At 63.4% G+C, this 22,981-nt stretch carries 19 protein-coding genes and 1 tRNA gene; 13 read left to right on the top strand and 7 right to left on the bottom strand.

What is annotated here, in order from left to right; all coding sequences use genetic code 11:
• The first annotated feature begins 48 nt into the window (after positions 1 to 48).
• Genes GEV02_RS25420 through GEV02_RS25405 form a run of 4 tightly spaced genes read left to right on the top strand, consistent with a single transcriptional unit; the run spans position 49 to position 5,598 of the window.
• Positions 49 to 2,235, top strand: coding sequence for a beta strand repeat-containing protein (locus GEV02_RS25420; protein WP_174999336.1), 2,187 nt, complete (start codon positions 49 to 51; stop codon positions 2,233 to 2,235).
• A 12-nt stretch (positions 2,236 to 2,247) separates the two neighbouring features.
• On the top strand, positions 2,248 to 3,891 hold the full coding sequence (aroKB, locus tag GEV02_RS25415) for a bifunctional shikimate kinase/3-dehydroquinate synthase AroKB (protein ID WP_152840717.1): 1,644 nt from the start codon (positions 2,248 to 2,250) through the stop codon (positions 3,889 to 3,891).
• Between the two features lie 12 nt (positions 3,892 to 3,903).
• Complete coding sequence (locus GEV02_RS25410) at positions 3,904 to 5,040, top strand: deoxyguanosinetriphosphate triphosphohydrolase (RefSeq protein WP_152840716.1); 1,137 nt, start codon at positions 3,904 to 3,906, stop codon at positions 5,038 to 5,040.
• 54 nt (positions 5,041 to 5,094) lie between these two features.
• On the top strand, positions 5,095 to 5,598 hold the full coding sequence (locus tag GEV02_RS25405) for a hypothetical protein (protein WP_152840715.1): 504 nt from the start codon (positions 5,095 to 5,097) through the stop codon (positions 5,596 to 5,598).
• On the opposite strand, the gene mutY is transcribed toward GEV02_RS25405, so the two are convergent.
• From mutY to mutM, 3 genes are read right to left on the bottom strand one after another with little or no spacing between them, the layout of a single operon-like run.
• Positions 5,595 to 6,725 (bottom strand): A/G-specific adenine glycosylase, encoded by a 1,131-nt coding sequence (gene mutY / locus GEV02_RS25400; protein WP_152840714.1) that lies wholly within the window; start codon positions 6,723 to 6,725, stop codon positions 5,595 to 5,597. The genes GEV02_RS25405 and mutY overlap by 4 nt on opposite strands.
• 14 nt (positions 6,726 to 6,739) lie before the next feature.
• Positions 6,740 to 8,668, bottom strand: a complete 1,929-nt coding sequence (locus GEV02_RS25395; RefSeq protein ID WP_152840745.1) for a dynamin family protein — start codon at positions 8,666 to 8,668, stop codon at positions 6,740 to 6,742.
• Between the two features lie 11 nt (positions 8,669 to 8,679).
• Entirely contained in the window at positions 8,680 to 9,513 is an 834-nt protein-coding gene (gene mutM / locus GEV02_RS25390; RefSeq protein WP_152840713.1) for a bifunctional DNA-formamidopyrimidine glycosylase/DNA-(apurinic or apyrimidinic site) lyase, read from the bottom strand.
• A gap of 145 nt (positions 9,514 to 9,658) precedes the next feature.
• Between mutM and GEV02_RS25385 the strand changes: the two genes are divergently transcribed.
• From GEV02_RS25385 to GEV02_RS25350, 8 genes are all read left to right on the top strand, one after another.
• Positions 9,659 to 11,446: a tetratricopeptide repeat protein gene (locus GEV02_RS25385; protein ID WP_152840712.1), complete on the top strand. Its 1,788-nt coding sequence runs from the start codon at positions 9,659 to 9,661 to the stop codon at positions 11,444 to 11,446.
• Between the two features lie 16 nt (positions 11,447 to 11,462).
• Positions 11,463 to 12,083: a lipoprotein insertase outer membrane protein LolB gene (lolB, locus tag GEV02_RS25380; protein WP_152840711.1), complete on the top strand. Its 621-nt coding sequence runs from the start codon at positions 11,463 to 11,465 to the stop codon at positions 12,081 to 12,083.
• An 8-nt stretch (positions 12,084 to 12,091) separates the two neighbouring features.
• On the top strand, positions 12,092 to 12,970 hold the full coding sequence (gene ispE, locus GEV02_RS25375) for a 4-(cytidine 5'-diphospho)-2-C-methyl-D-erythritol kinase (protein WP_152840710.1): 879 nt from the start codon (positions 12,092 to 12,094) through the stop codon (positions 12,968 to 12,970).
• 76 nt (positions 12,971 to 13,046) lie between these two features.
• Positions 13,047 to 13,123, top strand: a tRNA-Gln gene (locus tag GEV02_RS25370).
• A 161-nt stretch (positions 13,124 to 13,284) separates the two neighbouring features.
• On the top strand, positions 13,285 to 14,235 hold the full coding sequence (locus GEV02_RS25365; protein ID WP_008444419.1) for a ribose-phosphate pyrophosphokinase: 951 nt from the start codon (positions 13,285 to 13,287) through the stop codon (positions 14,233 to 14,235).
• 162 nt (positions 14,236 to 14,397) lie between these two features.
• Positions 14,398 to 15,030 carry a 50S ribosomal protein L25/general stress protein Ctc gene (locus GEV02_RS25360; RefSeq protein ID WP_008444421.1) on the top strand — a complete coding sequence of 211 codons (633 nt, stop codon included), beginning with the start codon at positions 14,398 to 14,400 and terminating at the stop codon, positions 15,028 to 15,030.
• Between the two features lie 115 nt (positions 15,031 to 15,145).
• Positions 15,146 to 15,727 (top strand): aminoacyl-tRNA hydrolase, encoded by a 582-nt coding sequence (pth, locus tag GEV02_RS25355; protein WP_152840709.1) that lies wholly within the window; start codon positions 15,146 to 15,148, stop codon positions 15,725 to 15,727.
• 136 nt (positions 15,728 to 15,863) lie between these two features.
• Positions 15,864 to 17,150, top strand: coding sequence for an amidohydrolase (locus GEV02_RS25350; RefSeq protein ID WP_152840708.1), 1,287 nt, complete (start codon positions 15,864 to 15,866; stop codon positions 17,148 to 17,150).
• Positions 17,151 to 17,245: 95 nt separating this feature from the next.
• On the opposite strand, the gene GEV02_RS25345 is transcribed toward GEV02_RS25350, so the two are convergent.
• On the bottom strand, positions 17,246 to 19,072 hold the full coding sequence (locus tag GEV02_RS25345; protein WP_152840707.1) for a DUF885 domain-containing protein: 1,827 nt from the start codon (positions 19,070 to 19,072) through the stop codon (positions 17,246 to 17,248).
• A gap of 144 nt (positions 19,073 to 19,216) precedes the next feature.
• On the opposite strand from GEV02_RS25345, the gene GEV02_RS25340 reads away from it, so the two are divergent.
• A complete protein-coding gene (locus tag GEV02_RS25340) occupies positions 19,217 to 20,545 on the top strand; it encodes an MFS transporter (RefSeq protein WP_152840706.1) in 1,329 nt (442 codons plus the stop codon).
• A gap of 1 nt (position 20,546) precedes the next feature.
• Here GEV02_RS25340 and GEV02_RS25335 read toward each other — a convergent pair whose 3' ends face one another.
• The 3 genes from GEV02_RS25335 to GEV02_RS25325 are packed head-to-tail and all read right to left on the bottom strand — an operon-like array spanning position 20,547 to position 22,977.
• Positions 20,547 to 21,707, bottom strand: coding sequence for an acyltransferase family protein (locus GEV02_RS25335; protein ID WP_152840705.1), 1,161 nt, complete (start codon positions 21,705 to 21,707; stop codon positions 20,547 to 20,549).
• Between the two features lie 2 nt (positions 21,708 to 21,709).
• Entirely contained in the window at positions 21,710 to 22,747 is a 1,038-nt protein-coding gene (locus GEV02_RS25330; protein ID WP_152840704.1) for a hypothetical protein, read from the bottom strand.
• On the bottom strand, positions 22,726 to 22,977 hold the full coding sequence (locus GEV02_RS25325; RefSeq protein WP_152840703.1) for a hypothetical protein: 252 nt from the start codon (positions 22,975 to 22,977) through the stop codon (positions 22,726 to 22,728). Before GEV02_RS25325 ends, GEV02_RS25330 begins: the two co-directional genes overlap by 22 nt.
• Positions 22,978 to 22,981: the final 4 nt, after the last annotated feature.

Raw genomic sequence — 22,981 nt, 5'->3', positions numbered from 1 at the left:
TTCCACTGCTCTGCAAGGTCCACTATGAACACTCACGGAAAAAGCACCATGAAAAAATTCACCGGATGGCTGGCCGTGCTGGCCTGCGCCAGTTGGTTGGCCGCCTGCGGCGGCGGCGGCGGTTCGGCCGGCTCCAACAGCAGCGGCGTGGCGCCGTCCAAGGCGGCCAGCGTGGTGCTGACGGCCAGCGCGACCACCATCGCCTCGTCCGGCCTGGACGGCACCGAGGTGACGCTGACGGCCATCGTCAAGGATAGCGGCGGCAATGCGCTGCCGAACGAGACGGTCAGTTTCACGGCCAGTTCCGGCACCATCAGCAACACCAACCGCATCACCAACAGCTCCGGCCAGGTGGTCGAAAAGCTCAGCGTCAAGGGCGATGCCACCCCGCGCACCATCACCATCACCGCCAGCGCCAACAACGGCGCGGCCAAGTCCGGCGAGATTTCGGTGGCGGTCGTCACCGCCGTGCCGACGCTGACGCTGACCACCGATTCCGGCACGCTGGCCTCGGTTGGCACCGCCGGCAATGAAGTTAACGTCGTCGCCTTGGTGCGCGACGCCAACAACACCGTGATGTCCGGCGTGACGGTCGACCTCAAGGCCGACTCGGGCGCGCTGTCGCTGACCAACCGCGTCTCCAACGCCCAGGGCCTGGTGACGGAAAAACTGGGCACCGGCGGCGATCCGACTTCGCGCGCGATCAAGGTCACCGCTTCGGCGCCGGGCGCCGCGCCGGTGACGACCATCGTCAACGTGTCCGGCAACAAGCTGACCATCAATGCCCAGCCGACCATCAATGTCGGCGCCAGCGCCGATGTCACCGTCAAGCTGGTCGACTCGGCCGGCAACGGCCTGAGCGGCAAAGCGGTGACGTTCAGCTCCAGCTTCAATGCGCTGACCGTCAAGGGCGGCGGCGCGGCCGTCACCAACTCGGCCGGCCAGCTGGTGCTGACCTATGCCGCCAGCACCGGCCCTTCCGACGTCGTCACGGTCAAGGCGGCGGGCGAATCGAACTCGGTCGGCATCTCCATCAATTCCTCGACCTTCGCGGTCAAGGTGCTGGATACGGACGGCAATACTGAGACCTCGGCCTACATCGGCGGCTGCCAGCACATCGCCGTCACCGGCGGGCCGACCGGCAGCGTCGCCATCAGCAGTTCGCGGGGTGTGGTCTACAGCGAATCGACCTGCAACACGGTGCTGAGCAGCACGCGCACGCTGGTCGGCGGCGCGGCCGACGCCTATGTCAACGCGACCGGCCCCGGCGTGGCCACCATCACCGCCGCCGCCAACGGCAGCCTGACCACCCAGACCGACCTGGAGTTCATCGCGCCGCTGACCAATACCGCCATCGTCACGATACAGGCCGATCCGGCTGTCATCGGCGTCAACAACGCTGGCAGCACCAGTGAGCAAACCACGCTGCGCGCCGTGGTGCGCGACGGCACGGCGCTGAACAACGTGGTCAAGAACGCCACCGTGGCCTTCTCCATCCTGGCCGATTCGAGCGGCGGCACGCTGACGCAGCCTGCGCTGGTGATCACCGGCGCCGACGGCGCCGCCACGGTCAGTTTCATCGCCGGCGCCACGCCGTCGGCGCTGAACGGGGTGAAGATCCAGGCCAAGATCATTGGTGGTTCCGGCGCCAGCTCGATCGCCAGCCTGACGGTGGCGAAGAAATCGCTGTTCATCAGCGCCGGTACCGGCAGCACCGTGGGGCAGAGCGGCACCGCGGCCTACCAGCTGGACTACGTGGTGCTCGTCACCGATGCGGCCGGCAATGCCGCCTCCGGCGTCAAGCTGACCGCCTCGGTGCTGCCGACCACCTACTTCAAGGGCTTCATGAAGTACACGCTGCCGCTGGGACCGTGGGAGCCGGTGCAGCACGTGGGCTGCTCCAACGAGGACATCAACCGCGACGGCATCCTGGATCCGGGCGAGGATACCAACGGCGATGGCGTGCTCACGCCGGGCATCCCGGTCAGCGTCACCACCAACGTCACCACCGACGCCAAAGGCCAGGCCATCGTCTCGCTGGTGTACCCGCGCGACCACGCTTTCTGGCTGGATGTGAACCTGACCGTGCGCGGACAGGTAAATGGCACTGAGTCCATCTACACGGGTCTGGTACACTTGCCGGGTTTGGGCCTTGATTACTCGACCCAATCGACACAGCCTCCGGGCGTTACCAGCCCTTACGGGATATCAACCTTATGTAGTAACCCGAATTAACTCGGACTGTTCATGCCTAATGTGTTTCTAGTCGGCCTGATGGGGGCAGGAAAAACCACCATCGGCCGCATCCTGGCCCGCAAGCTGGGCTCGCGTTTTATCGATTCCGATCACGAGATCGAGGCCCGCACCGGCGCTTCGATCCCGTGGATTTTTGAAATTGAAGGGGAACAGAGCTTCCGCCGGCGGGAGGCGGACGTGATCCGCGAGCTGACTTCCCAGCAAGACCTGGTGCTGGCCACCGGCGGCGGCGCCATCCTCAATGCCGACAGCCGGGCCTACCTGCAGGCGCGCGGCACCGTGATTTATCTGCGCGCGACCGTCAACAGCATCCTGCAGCGCACGGCGCACGACAAGAACCGGCCGCTGCTGCAAACGGCCGATCCGCGCAAGAAACTCGAAGAATTGATGGCGGTGCGTGATCCTTTGTACATGGAAATTGCCGATATCGTCATCGATACCGGCCGACCTAACGTACAATCGATGGTCCAATCCATCCTGACCCAGTTGGAAACCCGGGCCTGCGAGGCCTCGCCCAACTGCGTCACACAAGCCGAACCATCGATGAACGAAGAATCCACCATCCTGTTAAATGTCGAGCTGGGCGAGCGCAGCTACCCGATCTCGATCGGCCCGGCGCTGCTGCAAGACGGCGCGCTGCTGGCGCGTCACGTGCACGGCGACAAGGTCGCCATCGTCACCAACACCACCGTCGCGCCGCTGTACCTGGCGCGCGTCGAGGCCGGCTTGCGCGGCGCGGGCAAGCAAGTCACGGCCATCGTGCTGCCGGACGGCGAGGAGCACAAGAACTGGTCCAGCCTGATGCTGATCTTCGATGCGCTGCTGGCCGCCAAGGCCGACCGCAAGACCACGCTGATCGCCCTGGGCGGCGGCGTCATCGGCGACCTGACCGGCTATGCGGCCGCCAGCTATATGCGCGGCGTCGACTTCATCCAGGTGCCGACCACCTTGCTGTCGCAGGTCGATTCCTCGGTGGGCGGCAAGACCGGCATCAACCATCCGATGGGCAAGAACATGATCGGTGCGTTCTACCAGCCGCGTGCGGTGATCGCCGACACGTCGACCCTGGAAACGCTGCCGGCGCGCGAGCTGTCGGCCGGCCTGGCTGAAGTCATCAAGCACGGCGCCATCATCGACGCCGTCTTCTTCGACTGGATCGAAGCCAATATCGGCAAGCTGATGGCGCGCGACAAGGGCGCGCTGGCCTACGCCATCGCCCGCTCGTGCGAGATCAAGGCCGACGTGGTGCGCCAGGACGAACGCGAGGGCGGCCTGCGCGCCATCCTGAATTTCGGCCACACCTTCGGCCACGCGATTGAAAACGGCCTGGGCTACGGCGAGTGGCTGCACGGCGAAGCCGTCGGCTGCGGCATGGTGATGGCGGCCGACCTGTCCCATCGCATGGGCCTGGTCGACGCGGCCACGGTGGCGCGCATGCGCGCGCTGGTGGCGGCGGCCGGCCTGCCGGTCAAGGCGCCGGACCTGGGCACGCAGCGCTGGCTGGAACTGATGGAAGTCGACAAGAAGAACGAGGGCGGCGCCATCAAGTTCATTCTGTTGAAACCGCTGGGCGCGCCGAGCATCACCAACGCGCCGCAGGAGCTGCTGCTGGCCACGCTGGCCGCCTGCGTTTAAGCGGAGGCCGCCATGCTGCCTGACGAATTCCTCGCTCCTTACGCGGCCCATTCGGCGGGCGGCGTGGGACGTCGCTTTGAAGAAACGGCGCACGCGTCGCGCAGCCAGTTCCAGCGCGACCGCGACCGCATCATCCATTCCTCGGCTTTCCGCCGGCTGGAATACAAGACCCAGGTGTTCCTCAATCACGAAGGCGACCTGTTCCGCACCCGGCTGACGCACAGCCTGGAGGTGGCGCAGATCGGCCGTTCGCTGGCGCGCAATCTGCGTCTGAACGAAGACCTGGTGGAAGCCATTTCGCTGGCGCACGATCTGGGCCACACGCCGTTCGGCCATGTAGGGCAGGACGTGCTCAACGAATGCATGCAGGACCACGGCGGCTTCGAGCACAACTTGCAAAGCCTGCGCGTGGTCGATGAGCTGGAAGAGCACTACGGCGCTTACAACGGCCTGAACCTGATGTTCGAGACGCGCGAGGGCATCCTCAAGCACTGCTCGCTGAACAACGCGCGCATGCTGGGGCCGGTGGCGCAGCGCTTCATCGACCGCACGCAGCCGTCGCTGGAGGCGCAGCTGACCAACCTGGCCGACGAGATCGCCTACAACAGCCACGATATCGATGACGGCCTGCGTTCCGGGCTGATCACGATCGAGCAGCTGGAGCAGGTGGAGTTTTTTGCGCGGCTGTGGCGCGATGTGCAGCAGACCTTCCCGGGCTTGTCGGGCCGCCGCGCGATCTACGAAACCTTGCGCCGGCTGATTACCGCGCTGGCCGACGATTTGATCGTCACCTCCAGCGCCTTGCTGGCCGATGCCGCGCCCAAGAGCCTGGACGAGGTGCGCGCCTCGCCGCCGCTGATCCGTTTTTCCGATCCGATGCGCAAGGACGCGACCGAGCTCAAGCGCTTCCTGCGCGAGAATCTGTACCGGCATTACAAGGTCAACCGCATGCGGGTGAAGGCCAGCCGCATCGTGCGCGAGCTGTACCACGCCTTCATGGCCGAGCCGGTGCTGCTGCCGCCGGATTACCAGGAGAAGTCGGGCGATGTCGGCAAGCAGGCGCGCATGATCGCCGACTACATCGCCGGCATGACCGACCGCTATGCCATCCGCGAACACCGCCGGCTGTTCTCGCTCGACGAGCTCTGATTCAACTCAAGCAGCTGACCTTGAACATTCCCCGTCATTGAACAATGATGGGGGATGGACGATCAAATCGCACAACTGGGGCAGCGTGTGGCAGCCGTCGAAAAAGACACGGCTGTCATCAACGCGACTTTGGCAGCCCAGCCCTATGTCACGAAGGAAGACTTCCTCCGGGTAGAGGGCCGGGTGATGGTTATCCAGTCAAACTACGTCACCAAAGAAGAGTTTGCTCGCCTTGACGCCAGAGTCGTCGCAATTCAAGAAAATTACGTAACCAAAGAAGAGTTTGCTCGCCTTGAAGCCAGAGTCGCCGCAATTCAAGAAAATTACGTAACCAAAGAGGAGTTTGCTCGCCTTGAAGCCAGAGTCGTCGCAATTCAAGAAAATTACGTAACCAAAGAAGAGTTTGCTCGCCTTGAAGCCAGAGTCGCCGCAATCCTGGAAAACTACGTTACCAAAAAAGACTTGGCTAAGTTGGAATCCCGCATGATCAAATGGTGCCTTGGCTCCGCGGCGTCGATTTGTACCGTAGTAATCTCCGCCATCAAGCTCTGGCCTTAAAACATCCTTTGCTGCGCAGCCTTGCTGTCGCCCACCAATTCCAGCAGCAGCTTCTTGATCGGCGCCGGCAGCGGGGCGTCGGGGATTTTGGCGGCGTCATACCAGACGTGGCCGGATTCGGCGGCCATCGCCTGCCGGCGTGCCAGGGTCACGCGGTAGGGCGCGATGTGAAGCTTGTAGTGCGTGAACACATGTGTCACCGTCGACAACCGCTCATGCGATTCCATCTCGCCGAACTTGCCTACCGCCAGCATCAGCGCATCGTCATCGACCGCTTCCACCTCATCATCCTCGGCCAGCAGATGACCGTCCAGCTCTGGCAGCGACAACAAACCGCCCCAGATGCCGCTTGGCGGACGCTGCTCCAGCAGCACCTGGCCGCCGTCGATAATCGCCAGCATCACCGCGTGCTTTTCCGGACTGGCCTTCTTCGGTTTGCGCACAGGAAGATCCTTGGTGCGGTTGGTGGAAAACGCCACGCAGCGCGGCTGCATCGGACAGCGCTCGCACGATGGACTGCTGCGCGTGCACAGCGTCGCGCCCATGTCCATCAAGCCCTGCGTGTACGATTCAATGCCCTGCTCGGGCAGCAAAGCCTCGGCGCGGCGCCACATCATTTCCTCGGTCTTGCGCTCGCCCGGATACGTGTCGATGCCGAACACACGCGCGAACACGCGCTTGACGTTGCCGTCCATGATGGCCGCCCGCGTGCCGCTGGAAAACGCCGAGATCGCCGCCGCCGTCGAACGGCCTATGCCCGGCAACTCCGCCAGCAACAACGGATCGGAAGGGAATACGCCGTCATACTCCGCCACCACGCGCTGCGCGCACTTGTGCAGATTGCGCGCCCGCGTGTAGTAGCCCAGGCCGCTCCACTGTGCCATCACATCCTCGACCGGCGCCGAGGCCAGGTCGCGCAGGGTAGGGAAGCGCTCCAGGAAGCGCGCGTAATAACCCAGCACAGCCGACACCTGCGTCTGCTGCAACATGATTTCCGACAGCCAGATCAGATACGCATCGCGCGTGTTTTGCCACGGCAGCACATGGCGTCCATGTACTTTTTGCCAGCCGATCAGATCGGCCGAGAAACTGGGATCTGCAAAATTCTCAACTGCTACAACTTTCATTCTGTTCCTAAGTCTTAAGCGGCGGCGTCCAGCGCCACGAATTCCGCATTGATGGCGATGCTGATCTGCCCCGCCAATTCATTGAGCCGCGCCTTTTGCGCCTCCAGCTCTTGCTGGCTGCCCTCGAACGCATCGATTTTCTGTTCCAGGCTGTCGGTCGCATCGTGGATGCGCTGGATCGACGCCAGCCGGTGTTTCAACTGGTCCTTGTGCTGGCGGATCTGCGCCTCCAGCGGCGCCATGATGACCTTCAGCCACGCCTCCGCATCGTTGTTGGCGGCGCGGAAGCAGCCGCGCACGCGCGAGGCGATGGTGTCGAAGAACTTCTCCATCAGCACCACGCGGCTGGTGGTCAGCAGGGTCGCCGTGCCGAACTGCTTGTAGTAGATCGCCTCGATGCTGGCGATCTCCTCGCGGTAATGCTCCAGCGAGAACGGCATCGGCAAGGCCAGCGTCAAGCCGTGCTCGTTGGAGAAGCGGCGGTACATCACGCCCATCATCTCGCTGATCTCCAGCGTCTTGCGCTCGGCCGCGTCGAGGTTGGCGCGGATGCGTTCGAAGTAATTGCGCACCGCTTCGCGCACGCCGGTGAAGAAACGGCTGCGCTGCATCTCCTGCCGCACCAGTTCGATATCGTCGCGCACGATGTCCATGCCCATGCTGGTGTACAGCTCGGTCGACAGCCGCGTGAACACGGCGCGCGTGGCCTGCAGCTTGAACAGGCTGGCGTCGAATTCCTTCTTCTCGACATCGATGCGGCGCATCATGTGCGCGATCACGCTCTGGTTCTTGCCGCGCAGGCTCTTCAGCTCGTGCAGCTGTTCGACCACGCCGCGGCTGCGTGCGTTAATCATCGCCAGCTGCGCCGTGCTCAGCGCCTGTAATTCCTCGCCCAGCTGCTTGCGCACGATTTCCTTCTTGGCCGGGATCAGCTCGTTGAACAGCGCGCTCTCCAGCGACTGCAGACGGCTGCGCTCCAGCAGCGCAGGGTCTTGCGTGATCTTGCCCACCAGCGCCTTCTGCGCCGACACCGGGAACACCTGGCGCGGCTCCAGCGCCAGCACGTGCGCCACGTTGGCCTGCTGGCGCTCGATTTCGAGGTTGACCTCGGCCTCGCTGCGCAGCTCGTCCCACATGCTGTCGATCTTGTTCAGCACCACCAGCCGGCCCGCGCCCGCGCCGATGTGGTTGCGCCAGACTTCGATATCGCTCTTGGTCACGCCGGTATCGGCGGCCAGGATGAACAGCACCGCGTGCGCGTTCGGGATCAGGTTCAGCGTCAGTTCCGGCTCGGTGCCGATGGCGTTCAGGCCCGGCGTGTCGAGGATCACCAGGCCCTGCTTCAACAGCGGATGCGGGAAGTTGATGATCGCGTGGCGCCACAGCGAGATTTCGACCAGGCCGGCATCGTTCAGCGTGACCGGCATGTCGGGATCGTCCTCGTCGTACAGGCCGTAGCGCTTGGCTTCCTCCACCGGCACGTGGCGCGTCAGGCTGACTTGCTTGAACACCTCGTGCATGTCGGCGCCGGCGTCCAGGTTCAGCGGCAGCACGGTCCAGGCGGCGGGCTGGTCGCGGTAGTCGCTGGTGGACAGGTTCTCGGCCCGCGTCTCGATAGGCAGCAGGCGGATCGATGGCGCGAAGCTGGCGTCGTACATCAGCTCGGTCGGACACATGGTGGTGCGGCCGGCGGCGGACGGCAGGATGCGCTGGCCGTAGTCGGCAAAGAAGATGGCGTTGATCAGCTCCGATTTGCCGCGCGAGAATTCGGCGACGAAGGCCACCGACAATTTATCGTCGGCCAGCCGCGCCAAGGTGCGCACGATGCGCTGGTCGGTGGCGGCATCGGTCAGGGACGCGCCGGCCACCCAGGACTGGTAGTTCTTCAAGGCTGTGACCACGCCTTGCCGCCACGCGCTGTATTGTTCGAAATCCCTGACCATCATCTCTGCCCTTATTTTTGACAATTCACGCAGTAGAACGTGGAGCGCTGCCCCTGCTTGATCTGGCGTATCGGCGCCGCACACACCTTGCAGGGTACGCCTGCACGATCATAGACGAAATAACTCTGCTGAAAATACCCGGACTGCCCGTTGACGCTAATAAAATCGCGCAGCGTGCTGCCGCCCTGGACGATGGCCTCGGCCAGGATTTCGCGCACGGCCTGGGCCAGCTTCTCGTAGCGCGCCAGGCTGATGCGCTTGGCCGGCGTCTTAGGATTGATGCCGGCCCGGAACAAGCTTTCCGAAGCATAAATATTGCCGACACCGACAACGATGTCGCCCGCCAGCAGCACCTGCTTGACGGGCGCGCTGCGCTGCCGGGTTTGATCGTACAGCAATTTGCCGCTGAAACCCGCTTCCAGCGGCTCCACGCCCAGCTCGCGCAGCAGCACGTGGTGTTCCAGCATGCCGTCGGCGTGGTCGTGCCACAGCACGGCGCCGAAGCGGCGCGGATCCTTCATGCGCAGCACCTGCAAGCCGTCCGGCGTCTCGACAACGAGATCAAAATGATCATGTTTCTCCGGCTCTATGCCGTCCGGCATGATGCGCAGATGGCCCGACATGCCGAGGTGGATGATGAGCGTGCCATGGTCGAAATGCACCAGCAGGTACTTGCCGCGCCGGCCGATGTGCAGCACCTGGTGGCCGGCCAGCAGCTGCGGCAGCTGCGCCGGAAACGGCCAGCGCAAGCCCTCGCGCCGCAGCACCACCTGGTGCACGGTGCGGCCTTCGAGATGCGGCGCAACGCCGCGGCGGGTCACTTCAACTTCTGGTAATTCTGGCATCTGGATGGCAAACAGTCGAAATAATGAGCGGCGACACTCTGGCCGTGGCGGAATATTTGGTTACACTAGTCAAAAGACGCGATCGTTGCGTTGGGCGTAAAATCCACTGACTCTGTACCTATTGCCGACTTGCCAGGATCTTCCCTTGAAAAACGCTTTCGCCATTGTAACTCTCTCCGCCTTGCTGTCCGCGTGCGCCATCGCGCCGCAAAAACAGGTGGAGTCCACCGCCGCTGCGGAGCCGGACGCGCCCGCCGAGGCGGTTGCGGACAGCGCCGCGCCGCCTGCTGTGGCGCCGGCGGAGGAAGCCTTGCCCAATGTCGACCTCACCAGCGACATGTTGTACCGCATCACCAAGGCCGAGCTGGAATTCAAGCAGGGCCGCTGGCAGGGCGCCTACGTCACGATGATGGCGCTGGCCCAGCAGACCCGCGATCCGCGCCTGGCGCGCCGCGCCGCCGAAATGGCGCTGGGCGCCAAGCAGGGATCGGAAGCGTTGTCGGCGATCCGCCTGTGGCGCAGCCTGGCGCCGGATTCGGACGAGGCCACCCAGTACTTCCTCGGCTTTGCCGTCGTCAACGACGATCTCGGCGAAGCGGAGCAGATCTTCGCCGAGCGCCTGAAAAATGCACCCTTGCGCGCGCGTCCGCTGGCGATGTTCCAGATGCAGCAATTCCTGCTGCGCGCCAAGGACAAGGCCGCCGCTTTCGCGCTGGAAGACCGCGTGCTGGCGCCCTACGGCGACATGCTGGAAAGCCATCTGATCCTGGCGCAGGGTGCGTTCTCGCTGGGCGACAACGAGCGCGCCCGCACCGAGGCCGAGCAGGCGCTGCGCATCAAGCCCGATTCCGAGCTGGCGATCCTGACCACGGCGCAGGTGTCGGGCGATATCGACGCGGCGCTGAAAGTGCTGTCGACCTTCCTGGACAAATATCCGAAGTCGCGCGAAGTGCGCGCCGCCTACGCCCGCATCCTGGTCGATTCCAAACAGACCGAGCAGGCCCGCAAGGAATTCCTGGTGCTGTTGAAAGACCAGCCGGACAACCTGGCCACGCTGTACGCGCTGGGCGTGATCGGCATGCAGTCCAACGACATCCCGGCGGCGGAGAAGTATTTCACCAGCTTCGTCAACGTGCTGGCCGAGCATCCCAGCGACGAGCGCGATCCGTCCAAGGTGCTGATGATGCTGTCGCAGATCGCCGAGCAGCGCAACGACCTCGACACGGCTTACAACTGGCTGGACAAGGTCGAAGGCAACGACGAGAAAATCTACCTGGCCGCGCGCATGAAGATGGCGCAGCTGACCGCCCGCAAAGGCAATGTCGACGAAGCCCGCAAGCAGCTGGCCGAGCTGAAGCCGTCCGAAGCCGTCGACCAGGCGCAGATCTTCCAGGCCGATGCGCAGATCCTGCGCGACGCCGGCGACCACCGCGCTGCCTACACGGTGCTGGAAAACGCGGTCAAGCGCTACCCGGACAATCCCGACCTGCTGTACGACTTCGCGCTGGTGGCCGAAAAGCTGGGCCAGCTGGAGCTGATGGAAAAGGCGCTGCGCCAGGTGATGATCGCCGCGCCCGACAACCAGCATGCCTACAACGCGCTGGGCTACTCGCTGGCCGAGCGCAACGAGCGCCTGCCGGAAGCCTATTCGCTGATCGACAAGGCGATGAAGATGGCGCCCGGCGATCCGTTCATCATGGACAGCATGGGCTGGGTGCAGTACCGCATGGGCAACCTGAGTGAGGCGGAAGCGATGCTGCGCCGCGCCTACGCCTTGCGCAGCGATCCGGAAATCGCCGTGCATCTGGGCGAGGTGCTGTTCGCCAAGGGCGACAAGGCGGGCGCCCAGCAGATGTGGCAGGAAGCCCAGGCCAAAGACCCGAAGAACGACGCGCTGAAAAGCACGCTCGCCCGATTAAATCAAAGCCTGTAAGCGACGATATCACTTGATGACCTTATTCCCCCTGCGCCGCCGCGCGCCCGCCGCATTGCTCGCTTCCGTGCTGGCCGTCTCTGTGCTGGCCGGCTGCGCCACCTCTCCGCCGCGTTCGACCGCCGCCGTGGCGCCATATCGCGACAGCATCGAACTGGGCGGCGGCATCGCCGTCAATTACACCCGCGACGGCAAGGCCGAACCGATGACCGGCAGTTTCACCTGGCAGCAAAGCAAGGCCGCCACCCAGGTCACGCTGATCTCGCCGCTCGGCCAGACCATTGCCGTCATCAGCGTCACGCCGGAATCGGCCACGCTCAAGCAGGGCGGCAAGCCGCCGCGCACCGCGCCCGACCTCGACAGCCTGACCGCGCAGACGCTGGGCTGGACGCTGCCGGTCTCCGGCCTGCGCGAATGGCTGCAAGGCTACGCCACCGACGCCAGCGGCAAGCGCTTCGTCGCCTCGCCGGCCAACAATACGGTCGTCACCCGCGACGGCTGGAAAATCGAATACGTCACGTGGCAAGACGATACAGCCGCCGTGCCGCAACCCAAACGCATCGACCTCACGCGCCTGGGCGCGGGGCAGGTGGATGACCTGACGATACGCATCGCCATCCGTCCGAACGCAGAATAAGCAGCACCATGACCAGTCTGAAGAATTGCCCGGCTCCGGCCAAACTCAACCTTTTCCTGCACGTGAACGGCCGCCGCGCCGACGGCTACCATCTGCTGCAAACCGTGTTCCAGCTGATCGACCACGGCGACACCCTGCATTTCGAGCTGCGCGACGATGATGCCATCCGCCGTGTGACCGACTTGCCCGGCGTGCCGGAAGAGAGCGACCTGATTATCCGAGCCGCCCGCCTGCTGCAGGCCGAGGTGCTGCGCCGCACGGGCGCGCTGCCGCGCGGCGTCGATATCGCCATCGACAAGGTGCTACCCATGGGCGGCGGCCTGGGCGGCGGTTCGTCCGATGCGGCCACCACGCTGATGGCGTTGAACTCTTTGTGGCAGGCCGGTCTAAGCAAGGAAGAGTTGATGGCGCTGGGCCTGCCGCTGGGCGCGGACATCCCCTTTTTCATCTTCGGCGAGACCGCTTTTGCCGAGGGCGTGGGGGAGGCGATGCGGCCGGTGCAAGCGCCGGATTGTTGGTATGTCGTCATCGAACCGGGCGTGGCCGTGCCCACGGCTGCAATTTTTTGCTCAGAACATTTGACAAGGGATACTCCGGTCGTCATAATAACGGACTTTTCCAGCCACCTCGAAAATCGAAACGGTTTAAAAGGGTTTGGAAAGAATGACTTGCAGCAGGTAGCAACGAAGTTATTCCCGCCGGTAGCAGAGGCGATAGAATGGCTCAGTGCTTACGGTGATGCCAGGATGACTGGCTCCGGTGCTTGCGTGTTCAGTGCGGTAGCAACCGAGGCAGAAGCGGATGCGGTGCTTGCAAAAGTACCGGCGAAGTGGAAGGCCTGGAAAGCAAAAGCGCTGAATCGCCATCCGATCATCGCGAAGTTGTGATGCAGTAAAAAAATTTGGCTTAGCGTGAAAATGGCTGTAAAATACCGGCCATGTAACGACAAGCAGTCAGTTGCGTAGGGGAATCGCCAAGCTGGTTAAGGCACTGGATTTTGATTCCAGCATACCAAGGTTCGAATCCTTGTTCCCCTGCCATTCGTTTGTATCTGGACCCGTCGAGGCGCAAGTCTCCGGCCAGGTAGAGCAAAGATGGCTCAGCCCAGAGCGAGCCATTCAACTAAGATCTAAGTACAGCGCCGCGCGGCTTCCGCTGGCGACTTTTCAAAAATTTTCATCGACTATCTCTGGGACTCCCAATGGCTTTCGAAAACCTGATGGTTTTTACCGGCAACGCTAATCCTGCATTGGCAGAAGGGGTCGCTAAAAATCTCGGCATCCCTCTCGGCAAGGCAAACGTTTCGAAATTCTCGGACGGCGAAGTGATGGTTGAGATTAACGAAAACGTCCGCGGTAAAGACGTCTTCGTTCTGCAATCGACTTGTGCTCCAACCAACGACAGCCTGATGGAATTGATCCTGATGGTCGACGCCCTGAAACGCGCGTCCGCTGGCCGTATCACCGCAGCTATTCCTTACTTCGGCTATGCCCGTCAAGACCGTCGCCCACGTTCGGCGCGCGTTGCGATCTCGGCCAAAGTGGTCGCGAACATGCTGGAAGAAGCGGGCGTCGAGCGCGTCCTGATCATGGATCTGCACGCAGACCAGATCCAGGGCTTCTTCGACATCCCGGTTGACAATATTTACGCTTCGCCAATTCTGCTGGGCGACCTGCAGAAGAAGAACTACCAGGATTTGCTGGTGGTATCGCCGGACGTCGGCGGTGTGGTACGTGCGCGCGCCCTGGCTAAACGCCTGGGCTGCGACCTGGCCATCATCGACAAACGTCGTCCGAAAGCCAACGTTTCCGAAGTGATGAACATCATCGGTGAAGTCGAAGGCCGTAACTGCGTGATTATGGATGACATGGTCGACACCGCAGGTACGCTGGTCAAGGCTGCCGAAGTACTGAAAGAGCGCGGCGCGAAGAAAGTTATCGCGTATTGCACGCACCCGGTGCTGTCCGGCCCGGCGATCGAGCGCATCACCAATTCGTCGCTGGACGAACTGGTTGTGACCGACACGATCCCGCTGTCCGATTCGGCCAAGGCTTGCGGCAAGATCCGTCAACTGACCTGCGCACCGCTGCTGGCAGAAACGTTCAAACGCATCATCAAGGGCGATTCCGTGATCTCCCTGTTTATCGACTGAGATAAACTGTTTAGCTAGTTTTAGCGGCGCGACAAGCAAAAATTGCTTGTCGCGCCTTTGCTTTTCCCGGTTTCATGAGCGCAGTCAGCTCATTTTCGAAGCACCCTGGTCGCGGGGGCTTCATAACACGGGGCGCGAGCCCTGTTATTTTTGGAGTTACACATGAAAGTTGTTGCATTCAAACGCGAATTGCAAGGTTCCGGAGCGAGCCGCCGCCTGCGCAATTCGGGCCAAACCCCAGGCATCATCTACGGCGGTACCGAAGCGCCAGTGACCATCTCGCTGGACCACAACGCGCTGTACCACGCGCTGAAAAAAGAAGTATTCCACTCGTCGATCCTGGATCTGGAAATCGACGGCGTGACCCAGCAAGTTCTGCTGCGCGACTTCCAAGTCCACGCATACAAACAACTGGTTCTGCACGCTGACTTCCAGCGCGTTGATGCTTCGAAAAAAGTGCACATGAAAGTTGCTCTGCACTTCGCTAACGCCGACGTGTCCCCAGCAGTCAAACTGCACGGCGCCACCATCAGCCACGTAGCCAACGAAATCGAAGTTTCGTGCCTGCCTAAAGACCTGCCAGAGTTCGTGACCGTTGACCTGTCGACCATCGACGTTGGTCACTCGCTGCACATCGCTGACCTGGTTCTGCCAGCTGGCGTGACCGCTGTCACCCACGGCTCGAACCTGACCATCGCTACCGCTTCGGTACCAGCTGGTCACGTTGCTGCTGAAGCCGCTGCTGCTGAAGCTCCAGCTGCTGACGCCAAGCCAGCCGCCAAGGCCAAGAAGTAATCACTGACGCCGCCTTCGGGCGGTTGCAGGAAAAAGCCCCCGCCAGTGCTACATGCCGGCGGGGGTTTTTGTTTTTTAAGCGATAATCACGTTTCTCTTTTTTCGACCACACGTCATGCCTATACGTCTCATCGTCGGCCTCGGCAATCCCGGCCCCGAATACGAACAAACCCGTCACAACGCCGGCTTCTGGCTGGTGGACAACCTCGCCAACGACATCGGCGCGCGCCTGCAGCGCGAGACCAAGTACAACGCGCTGATGGCCAAGGGCTCGGTGGCCGGCCAGGAAGTCTATCTGCTGGAACCGCAGACGTATATGAACCGCTCCGGCCAGTCGGTGGGCGGCCTGTGCCGCTTCTTCAAGATCCTGCCGGACGAAGTGCTGGTCGTGCACGACGAGCTGGACCTGATGCCCGGCACCGCGCGCCTGAAAAAGGGCGGCTCCTCGGGCGGCCACAACGGCCTGAAGGACATCACCGCCGCATTGGGCACGCAGGATTACTGGCGCCTGCGCCTGGGCATCGGCCATCCGCGCACGCTGAGCCTGGCGCAGCAGGTGGCCGACTTCGTGCTGCACCGCCCGCGCCGCGAAGACCAGGAACTGATCGAGCAGTCCATCGACAAGTCGCTGCTGGTGATGCCGCTGATCGTCGAAGGCAAGTTCGACGCCGCCACGATGAAGTTGCATACAGCTTAATCGTTGGGGTCAAGTCTGACATTTGGACACGGTCTCTGCCGTAGCGGCTGCTACGGCAGAGACCGTGTCCAAATGTCAGACTTGACCCCAATGGGTGGTATGCTGGTTTGATTATCCCCAGACCAGGAAACCATCGATGAAGCTGCTTCCAGTTGCCGCATTATTGTGCATCCACGCCGCCCAGGCGCAGGATGCGTCCGCCGTCGCCAGCCAGATCAATGGCATGTATCCCAAGCTCGATGCGATCTACAAGGATCTGCACGCGCATCCCGAGATCGCCTTCCAGGAAGAACGCACGGCCGCCAAGCTGGCCGCCGAGATGCGCGCGATCGGCTTCGAGGTGACGGAAAAAGTCGGCAAGACCGGGGTGGTGGCGATCTACAAGAACGGCGCCGGTCCGACCGTGCTGGTGCGTACCGAGCTTGACGGCCTGCCGATGGAGGAGAAATCCGGCTACGCCTATTCCAGCAAGGCGCACGCGCTGTTGGACGGCAAGGATACGATGGTGGCCCACAGCTGCGGCCACGACGTCCACATGACCGCCTGGCTGGGCGCGGCGCGCGCGCTGGTGGCGCTGAAGTCGCAGTGGAAGGGCACGCTGATGTTCATCGGCCAGCCGGCCGAGGAAACCGTCAGCGGCGCCAAGGCCATGCTGGACGACGGCCTGTTCAAGCGCTTCCCGAAGCCGGACTACGCCTTCGCGCTGCATACCTGGCCGCTGGCCTATGGCACCATCGGCTACAACAGCGGGCCGGTGTCGTCCAACTCGGACGCGATTGAAATCACTTTTAAAGGCCGCGGCGGCCATGGCTCGGCGCCGGACAAGGCGCTCGACCCGATCACCATCGCCGCCCGTTTCGTGGTGGACGTGCAGACCGTGGTCAGCCGCGAAAAAGATCCCAAGGAATTCGGCGTCGTCACCATCGGCGCGATCAACGGCGGCTCGGTCGGCAACATCATCCCGGACACGGTGCGCGTGCGCGGCACGATACGCTCATACAGCCCGGAAGTACGGGCGAAACTGCTGGCCGGCGTGCGCCGCGTCGCCAACGCCTCGGCCGCGATGGCGGATGCGCCGGCGCCAGATGTGGAGCTGATTACCGGCGGCGCCGCGATCGACAACAGCGACGCGCTGGTGAAGCGCACCGAGGGCGTGCTGAAAAAAGCCTTCGGCGACGCCAACGTCGCGCGCATGCCGGCGATGACGGCCAGCGAAGATTTCTCGGCCTACGTCAACGAAGGCGTGCCGGGCATGTTCTTCTTCACCGGCGTCTACGATCCGAAAGCGGTGGCCGAGGCGGCCAGGCCGGGCGGCAAGCCGATCGCCTTCAACCACTCGCCGTACTACGCGCCGGTGCCGGAACCGTCGATCAAGACCGCCGCCCAGGCGATGACGCTGGCCGTCCTCAACATCCTTAAATAAACCCGGGGTCAAGTCTGACATTTGGACACGTGCTCTGCCGTAGCTATCACTACGGCAGAGCACGTGTCCAAATGTCAGACTTGACCCCAGAGTGTTTATTTGCTGGCGGCGATCCAGCGGTCCACGCGCGCTTCCAGGATAGGCAGCGGCAGCGTGCCGTCGCCGATCACGACCTCATGGAATTTCTGGTAGCTGAACTTGTCGCCCAGCGCCTGCTGCGCGCGCGCCCGCAGTTCCAGGATCTTCAGCGAGCCGATCTTGTAGCTCAGCGCCTGCGCCGGCCACACCATGTAGCGCTCGATCTGGTTCTTGGCGCGCGCCTCGCTCCAGCCCAGCGTGTCCGCCAGATAGGTGATGGCCTGCTCGCGGCTCCAGTTTTTAGCGTGCATGCCGGTGTCGACTACCAGCCGCGCCGCGCGCAGCATCTCCGCGTTCAGGTGGCCGTAGTAGGCCACCGGATCTTCATACAAGCCCATCTCGCGGCCCAGCGTTTCCGAGTACAGCGCCCAGCCTTCGGTGTAGGCCGCGCTGTTTGGATTCTCGGTGCTGAACTTGCGGAAGTCCGGCAAGTCCAGTTCCTTCAACAGCGCCGCGTGCAGGTGGTGGCCCGGCACGCCTTCGTGCAGGAACAGGCTGACCATGTCGACCCGGCTGTATTTCTTCGGATCGTTGACCACCGGCCAGAACACGCCCGGATGCGAACCATCGGCCGCCGACGGCGTGTAGTGGTCGGACGCGGTGGCGCGCGTCAGCTCCGGCTCCAGATGCAGCTCCAGCTTGGCTTTCGGGACCAGGCTGAAGTAGGTCGGCAACTTGGTTTGCACGGTCGCGTAGATGTCGCGGTAAGCGTCCAGCACCTGCTCGTCGGTGCTGAAGATTTTGAACTTGTCCTGCGCCGCCACCCACTGCGGCAATTGCTTCTCAGGACCGTCGTAGCCCAGCTTGGGACCGAGCGCGGCCAGCTGCTGCTGGATGCGCGCCACTTCCTTCAAACCCAGCGCGTGCACCGCGTCCGGCGTCAGCGGCAGGTTGGTGCTGTCTTTGATGCGCGCGGCGTACCAGGCGGCGCCGTTCGGCAGCGCGCTCCAGCCGGTGCTGGCGCGGCTGGCCGGCAGGTATTCATTTTCCAGGAAGCTCACCAGACGGTTCAGCGCCGGCGCGATTTTCGTATCGACCGTCTTCAGGTAGGCGGCGGTCAGCTTCTGCTTGTCGGCGGCGGAGAAGCCGGCCGGGAAACGCGTCACCGGCGAGTAGTAGATGCTCGCTTCCGGCGTAGCGCTGCGCAGGTTCTGGAACTGCGGCAGCATCGCCACCGTGATCGCCTTCGGCTGCACGATGCCGCTGCGCATGCCCAGCTTCATGTTGGCGATGGCCTGGTCTATCCATGCCGGCAGCTGGTTCAGACGGCTAAGGTAAGCCTGGTATTGCTTGACCGTGCCCAGCGGCTGCGAACCGTTGCCGTCAGCGTAGTTGGCCAGCGTGCTGGGCACGTTGTCGAGCTGGTTCAGCGGCAGCAGGTGTTCCGGGAAGGACTCCAGCTGCATTGCGTTGTTCAGTTCGTAGGACAGCAGATCGTAGGTCAGCTGGTCCTGCTGGCCGAGCTGGTCGCGGTGCACCGTCATCAGCTGCTTCTGCATCTGGCGGTACAGCGTGAACTGCTGCGCGCGCACCTTGGGCGAAATGCTCAGGCCGAGCTGGTCATCGTAGCGGCCGTCGCCGTTGGCGGTGGCGAACAGCAACGGGTCGAACTTGCAGCGCGCCGTGTGGAAGGCGGCGGCCAGCTTCGCCAGCTGCTTCTGTGCCTGTCCGGCCTGCTGCGTGTGGGCCGGTTTTGCGGCGGCCTGCGCCGGTGGTGCTCCGATCAGCAAAGCGGCAATCAGGGCGGAAGTGGTCAGCGCGGCGAGCGGGCGGGCAGTTGGCATGGGTGTCCTCGAAGTTGAGATGATTTGCGCCCAGCAGTCTAGCATTTGTCGATCAGGTTTACTCATCGCGGGAAAAATTGCGTATTCTATGGTTGCCGCGAACCGGCACACCCATAAAAACGAGACAAAAAGCGAGACGAATATATGCACATAGAAGATAGCGCAACCGCAGTGGCCCCGAACGCCAGGAAGGAAGCCCACGCCGCACCGGCGCGCGCGCTCACCCGGCAGGATTACAAGACCCTGTCATTGTCGGCCCTGGGCGGCGCCCTGGAGTTCTACGACTTCGTTATTTTTGTGTTCTTCACCGCCGTGCTCGGCAAGCTGTTCTTCCCGCCATCGATGCCGGACTGGCTGCGGGTCTTGCAGACCTTCGGTATCTTCGCCGCCGGCTATGTGGTGCGTCCGCTGGGCGGCATCGTCATGGCCCACTTCGGCGATCTGCTGGGGCGGAAAAAAATGTTCACCATGTCCATCCTGCTGATGGCCGTGCCGACCTTGCTGATGGGGATGCTGCCTACCTACGCCAGCATCGGCCTGGCCGCGCCTGTGCTGCTGTTGCTGCTGCGCGTGATGCAGGGCGCGGCGGTGGGCGGCGAAGTGCCGGGCGCGTGGGTGTTCGTATCGGAACACGTGCCGGCCCGCCACATCGGCTATGCCTGCGGCACGCTGACCGCCGGCCTGACCGCCGGCATCTTGCTGGGCTCGGTGGTCGCCACCGGCATCAACACCGCCTTCACGCCCGACCAGGTGGCCGACGGCGCCTGGCGCCTGCCGTTCCTGCTGGGCGGTATCTTCGGCCTGGGCGCGATGTATCTGCGCCGCTGGCTGCATGAAACGCCGGTGTTCGCCGAGCTGCAACAGCGCAAGGCGCTGGCCGCCGAAATGCCGCTCAAGGCCGTGCTGCGCAATCATCGCGGCCCGGTCGTGATCTCGATGCTGCTGACGTGGATGCTGTCGGCCGCCATCGTCGTGGTCATCCTGATGACGCCGACGCTGCTGCAAAAAATCTACGGCTTCGATCCGCATACCTCGCTGGTGGCCAACACCGTGGCGACGCTGTGCCTGTCGATCGGCTGCCTGGTGGCCGGCGTGCTGGCCGACCGCATCGGCGCGCGCAGCACCTTGTTCGGCGGCGCCTTGCTGCTGGCGGTCTGCACCTACATCTTCTACACCACCATCAAGGTCCGTCCCGATTTGCTGCTGCCTTTGTACGCGCTGGTCGGCTTCAGCGTCGGCGTGGTCGGCGCCGTGCCTTGCGTGCTGGTCAAGGCCTTCCCGGCGCAGGTGCGGTTCTCGGGGCTGTCCTTCTCGTACAACCTGTCGTACGCGATCTTCGGCGGCCTGACGCCGGTGGTGGTGGCGTTGATGCTGAAGAATAATCCGCTGGCGCCAGCCTACTATGTCATCGCCATCAGCGTGGTCGGCATGATTACGGCGCTGTTCGTCAAAGACCAGACCGACACCGTCTGAGTCAGATAGCGACCGGCTGTTCGTTAGCGCGCTGCCGGTCGCGCAGCAGCAGGAAGGGCCGTTCCAACGCCACGTGCAACAGCCACGCGGCGGCCCAGGACACGACGCCGTAGATCGCCAGGAACAGCAGGCTGGCCATTGCCGGCGCAGTCTGCTGCAAGCTGGCCGACAGCGCCCGGCACAGCTGCATGGCCGGTTCGATCAGCGGGTAGTGCACCAGATACAGCGCATACGACAGCCTGGCGATGTAACGCAACGGCCGCGCCGCGCCGAACGCCGCATGTTGGCGATTGACGGCCAGGCCGCAGCGCACCAGCAGCGCAAACAGGCAGGACGACAGCGCGATGATCCTGCAGACCGCCTGCCAGTCCCCATGCCCCTGCCAATCGCGCCACATGAGCAGCACCAGCGGCAGCGCGGCCAGCGCCAGGAACAGCGGACGCGGCGCCTTGCGCGTGCTGGATGCGCTGTGCTGCACGGCGACCAGCACGCCGGCCAGGATGCCCAGCGCGGCATGGTGGAAGGGCGCGCGCACCGACCAGAAGAAGGTCGCGTAATCGCCCGGCGCAACGCCCGCCGCATCGGCCTGCATCGACCAGCACAGCAGCACCATGGCCGCCGCCAGCAGCACGCAGGCGATGCCGGTACGCAGCCGCAGCAGCAGGAACAGCAGCAACGGCGCGGTCAGATAAAACTTCTCCTCCACCGCCAGCGACCACAGCGTGACGATCACGTCCGAGCCGAGATAATCCTGCATGAACAGCAGATGGGTGATGAAGGACAGGCTGGTGAACGCGGCGCCCGGCTGCCACGGCGCGCTCAGCCAGCACAGCAGGATGACGCCCCAGTACAGCGGCAGCGTGCGGAACGCGCGCCGCCGGTAGAAGTCCAGCACGGCGGCGCGGCTGAACGGCGGCGCCTGCGGACCGGCGAAATGCGTGCCGATCAAAAATCCGCTCAGCACAAAGAACAGGTCCACACCCAGCCAGCCATTGAGCGACAGCACCGCCAGCGGGCCGCCGGGCACGATGCCGAAAGCGCTCTGCGACGCCACCGCCCAATGCCGCGCCAGCACCAGCAGGATCGCCACCGCGCGCAGCGCATCGAGCACCGGATAGCGCCCGGGATTGCCGGCCAGTCCCTTGCGCTCGGAGACGGGCATGGTCAGCCTATCTTCAATGCGCTCTGCACATCGCGCTTGCGCAGCTTCCAGATGATCGAGTCGACGATGTAGTGATGGAAGTTGATGCCCTGGTAGGCGATGACGACCAGCGGCACCACGGTGTAGTTGGCCAGGTAGGCGTTGGTGGCGTCGATGGAACGGTACACCACGCTGGCCAGCGCCACGCAGGCCATCAGGTAGAGCGGCCATCGGCCTTCCTGGCTGAGCCAGGACAGCGCCAGTTGCTGCCGGTTGACGCCGCCCTTGAACTGGTTGGAATTGAACAGCCAGACAAAGGCGATGTACTGCGCGTTGTGCCACACGTTGATGACCAGCCAGCCGTTCGTGATGTCGCGGATCGCCACGTACGACACCAGATAAATCAGGTAATGCGAACACAGATAGGCAAAATGCAGCAGCCCCAGCGTGCCCGCGCGCAGCGCCCGCAGTTGCGCCGCCAGCCACCACGCCAGACAGGCGCCGGCCGTCGCCAGCGTGGCCTGGGCCAGCCACTGTGGCACCGGCAGCTTCCACACCTCGATGCCCAGGAAGGTCGATTCCGGGCGCGCACTCATCATCAGGAAGGCCGCCACCGGCACCAGGTAAAAGGTGAGGCGGTTGAACAGCGCATTGCCGGCCTGGACGCTGCGCGTCTTCATGCCGTAGGCCTTGTTGATGCCCTCGCTCTGGCGCGTGTAGTGATACCACTGCCAATGCATGTACAGCGTGGCGACCGCCGCCACCCCGCCCCAGCGTATCAGCAGGTAGACGCAGGCGAACACCACCACCGGCAAGGGCAGCAGCAGGGCCCAGTGCTGGCGGGCCGACTTCATGTCGAACAGCAGCCGGGTGTAGGTGGAAATGACATGGTGATAGCCTAGCAGGGCCAGGTCCAGCGTGAGCATCAGCACCAGGTATTGCGGATGGCCCAGCGCCAGCGCGCCCATGGTCAGGGCCAGCAAAGGTATGCCCAGCACGAACAGGCGATCGAATCGCCTGCTGCGCATGTAGATCGGGGCTATCTCGGCGATTGCGGACATGGCGTGGACTCCGGCGGGTGGCACTGACTGTATGATAGTGCTACGCGGCAATAAGTCCACCATTCCTTTTCGGAGTGTTGCGCCGGCTTACTTTGCGCGGCGGCTGCGTTCGGCCGCCTGTGCTTGCGCCAGGCCGGCGGGATCGTCGAAGGCAGCAGCAGGGGATCGGTGGCCGCGAACAGCGGGCAGTTCAGCATCAGCATCGACAACAGCGTAACGGTTTTTTTCATGGCG

The sequence above is a fragment of the Rugamonas aquatica genome, assembly GCF_009380215.1.
GTDB classification, from domain to species: domain Bacteria; phylum Pseudomonadota; class Gammaproteobacteria; order Burkholderiales; family Burkholderiaceae_D; genus Rugamonas; species Rugamonas aquatica_B.
The sequence above is the reverse complement of the archived record's forward strand: the minus strand, read 5'-3'. Positions and strand labels throughout refer to the sequence as shown.

What these genes read in the sequence shown, in the direction of transcription:
- GEV02_RS25420 (WP_174999336.1), top strand. Translation starts at nt 49, where the DNA reads ATGAAAAAATTCACCGGATGGCTGGCCGTGCTGGCCTGCGCCAGTTGG.
- aroKB (WP_152840717.1), top strand. Translation starts at nt 2,248, where the DNA reads ATGCCTAATGTGTTTCTAGTCGGCCTGATGGGGGCAGGAAAAACCACC.
- GEV02_RS25410 (WP_152840716.1), top strand. Translation starts at nt 3,904, where the DNA reads ATGCTGCCTGACGAATTCCTCGCTCCTTACGCGGCCCATTCGGCGGGC.
- GEV02_RS25405 (WP_152840715.1), top strand. Translation starts at nt 5,095, where the DNA reads ATGGACGATCAAATCGCACAACTGGGGCAGCGTGTGGCAGCCGTCGAA.
- mutY (WP_152840714.1), bottom strand. Translation starts at nt 6,725, where the DNA reads ATGAAAGTTGTAGCAGTTGAGAATTTTGCAGATCCCAGTTTCTCGGCC.
- GEV02_RS25395 (WP_152840745.1), bottom strand. Translation starts at nt 8,668, where the DNA reads ATGGTCAGGGATTTCGAACAATACAGCGCGTGGCGGCAAGGCGTGGTC.
- mutM (WP_152840713.1), bottom strand. Translation starts at nt 9,513, where the DNA reads ATGCCAGAATTACCAGAAGTTGAAGTGACCCGCCGCGGCGTTGCGCCG.
- lolB (WP_152840711.1), top strand. Translation starts at nt 11,463, where the DNA reads ATGACCTTATTCCCCCTGCGCCGCCGCGCGCCCGCCGCATTGCTCGCT.
- ispE (WP_152840710.1), top strand. Translation starts at nt 12,092, where the DNA reads ATGACCAGTCTGAAGAATTGCCCGGCTCCGGCCAAACTCAACCTTTTC.
- GEV02_RS25365 (WP_008444419.1), top strand. Translation starts at nt 13,285, where the DNA reads ATGGCTTTCGAAAACCTGATGGTTTTTACCGGCAACGCTAATCCTGCA.
- GEV02_RS25360 (WP_008444421.1), top strand. Translation starts at nt 14,398, where the DNA reads ATGAAAGTTGTTGCATTCAAACGCGAATTGCAAGGTTCCGGAGCGAGC.
- pth (WP_152840709.1), top strand. Translation starts at nt 15,146, where the DNA reads ATGCCTATACGTCTCATCGTCGGCCTCGGCAATCCCGGCCCCGAATAC.
- GEV02_RS25350 (WP_152840708.1), top strand. Translation starts at nt 15,864, where the DNA reads ATGAAGCTGCTTCCAGTTGCCGCATTATTGTGCATCCACGCCGCCCAG.
- GEV02_RS25345 (WP_152840707.1), bottom strand. Translation starts at nt 19,072, where the DNA reads ATGCCAACTGCCCGCCCGCTCGCCGCGCTGACCACTTCCGCCCTGATT.
- GEV02_RS25340 (WP_152840706.1), top strand. Translation starts at nt 19,217, where the DNA reads ATGCACATAGAAGATAGCGCAACCGCAGTGGCCCCGAACGCCAGGAAG.
- GEV02_RS25335 (WP_152840705.1), bottom strand. Translation starts at nt 21,707, where the DNA reads ATGCCCGTCTCCGAGCGCAAGGGACTGGCCGGCAATCCCGGGCGCTAT.
- GEV02_RS25330 (WP_152840704.1), bottom strand. Translation starts at nt 22,747, where the DNA reads ATGTCCGCAATCGCCGAGATAGCCCCGATCTACATGCGCAGCAGGCGA.
- GEV02_RS25325 (WP_152840703.1), bottom strand. Translation starts at nt 22,977, where the DNA reads ATGAAAAAAACCGTTACGCTGTTGTCGATGCTGATGCTGAACTGCCCG.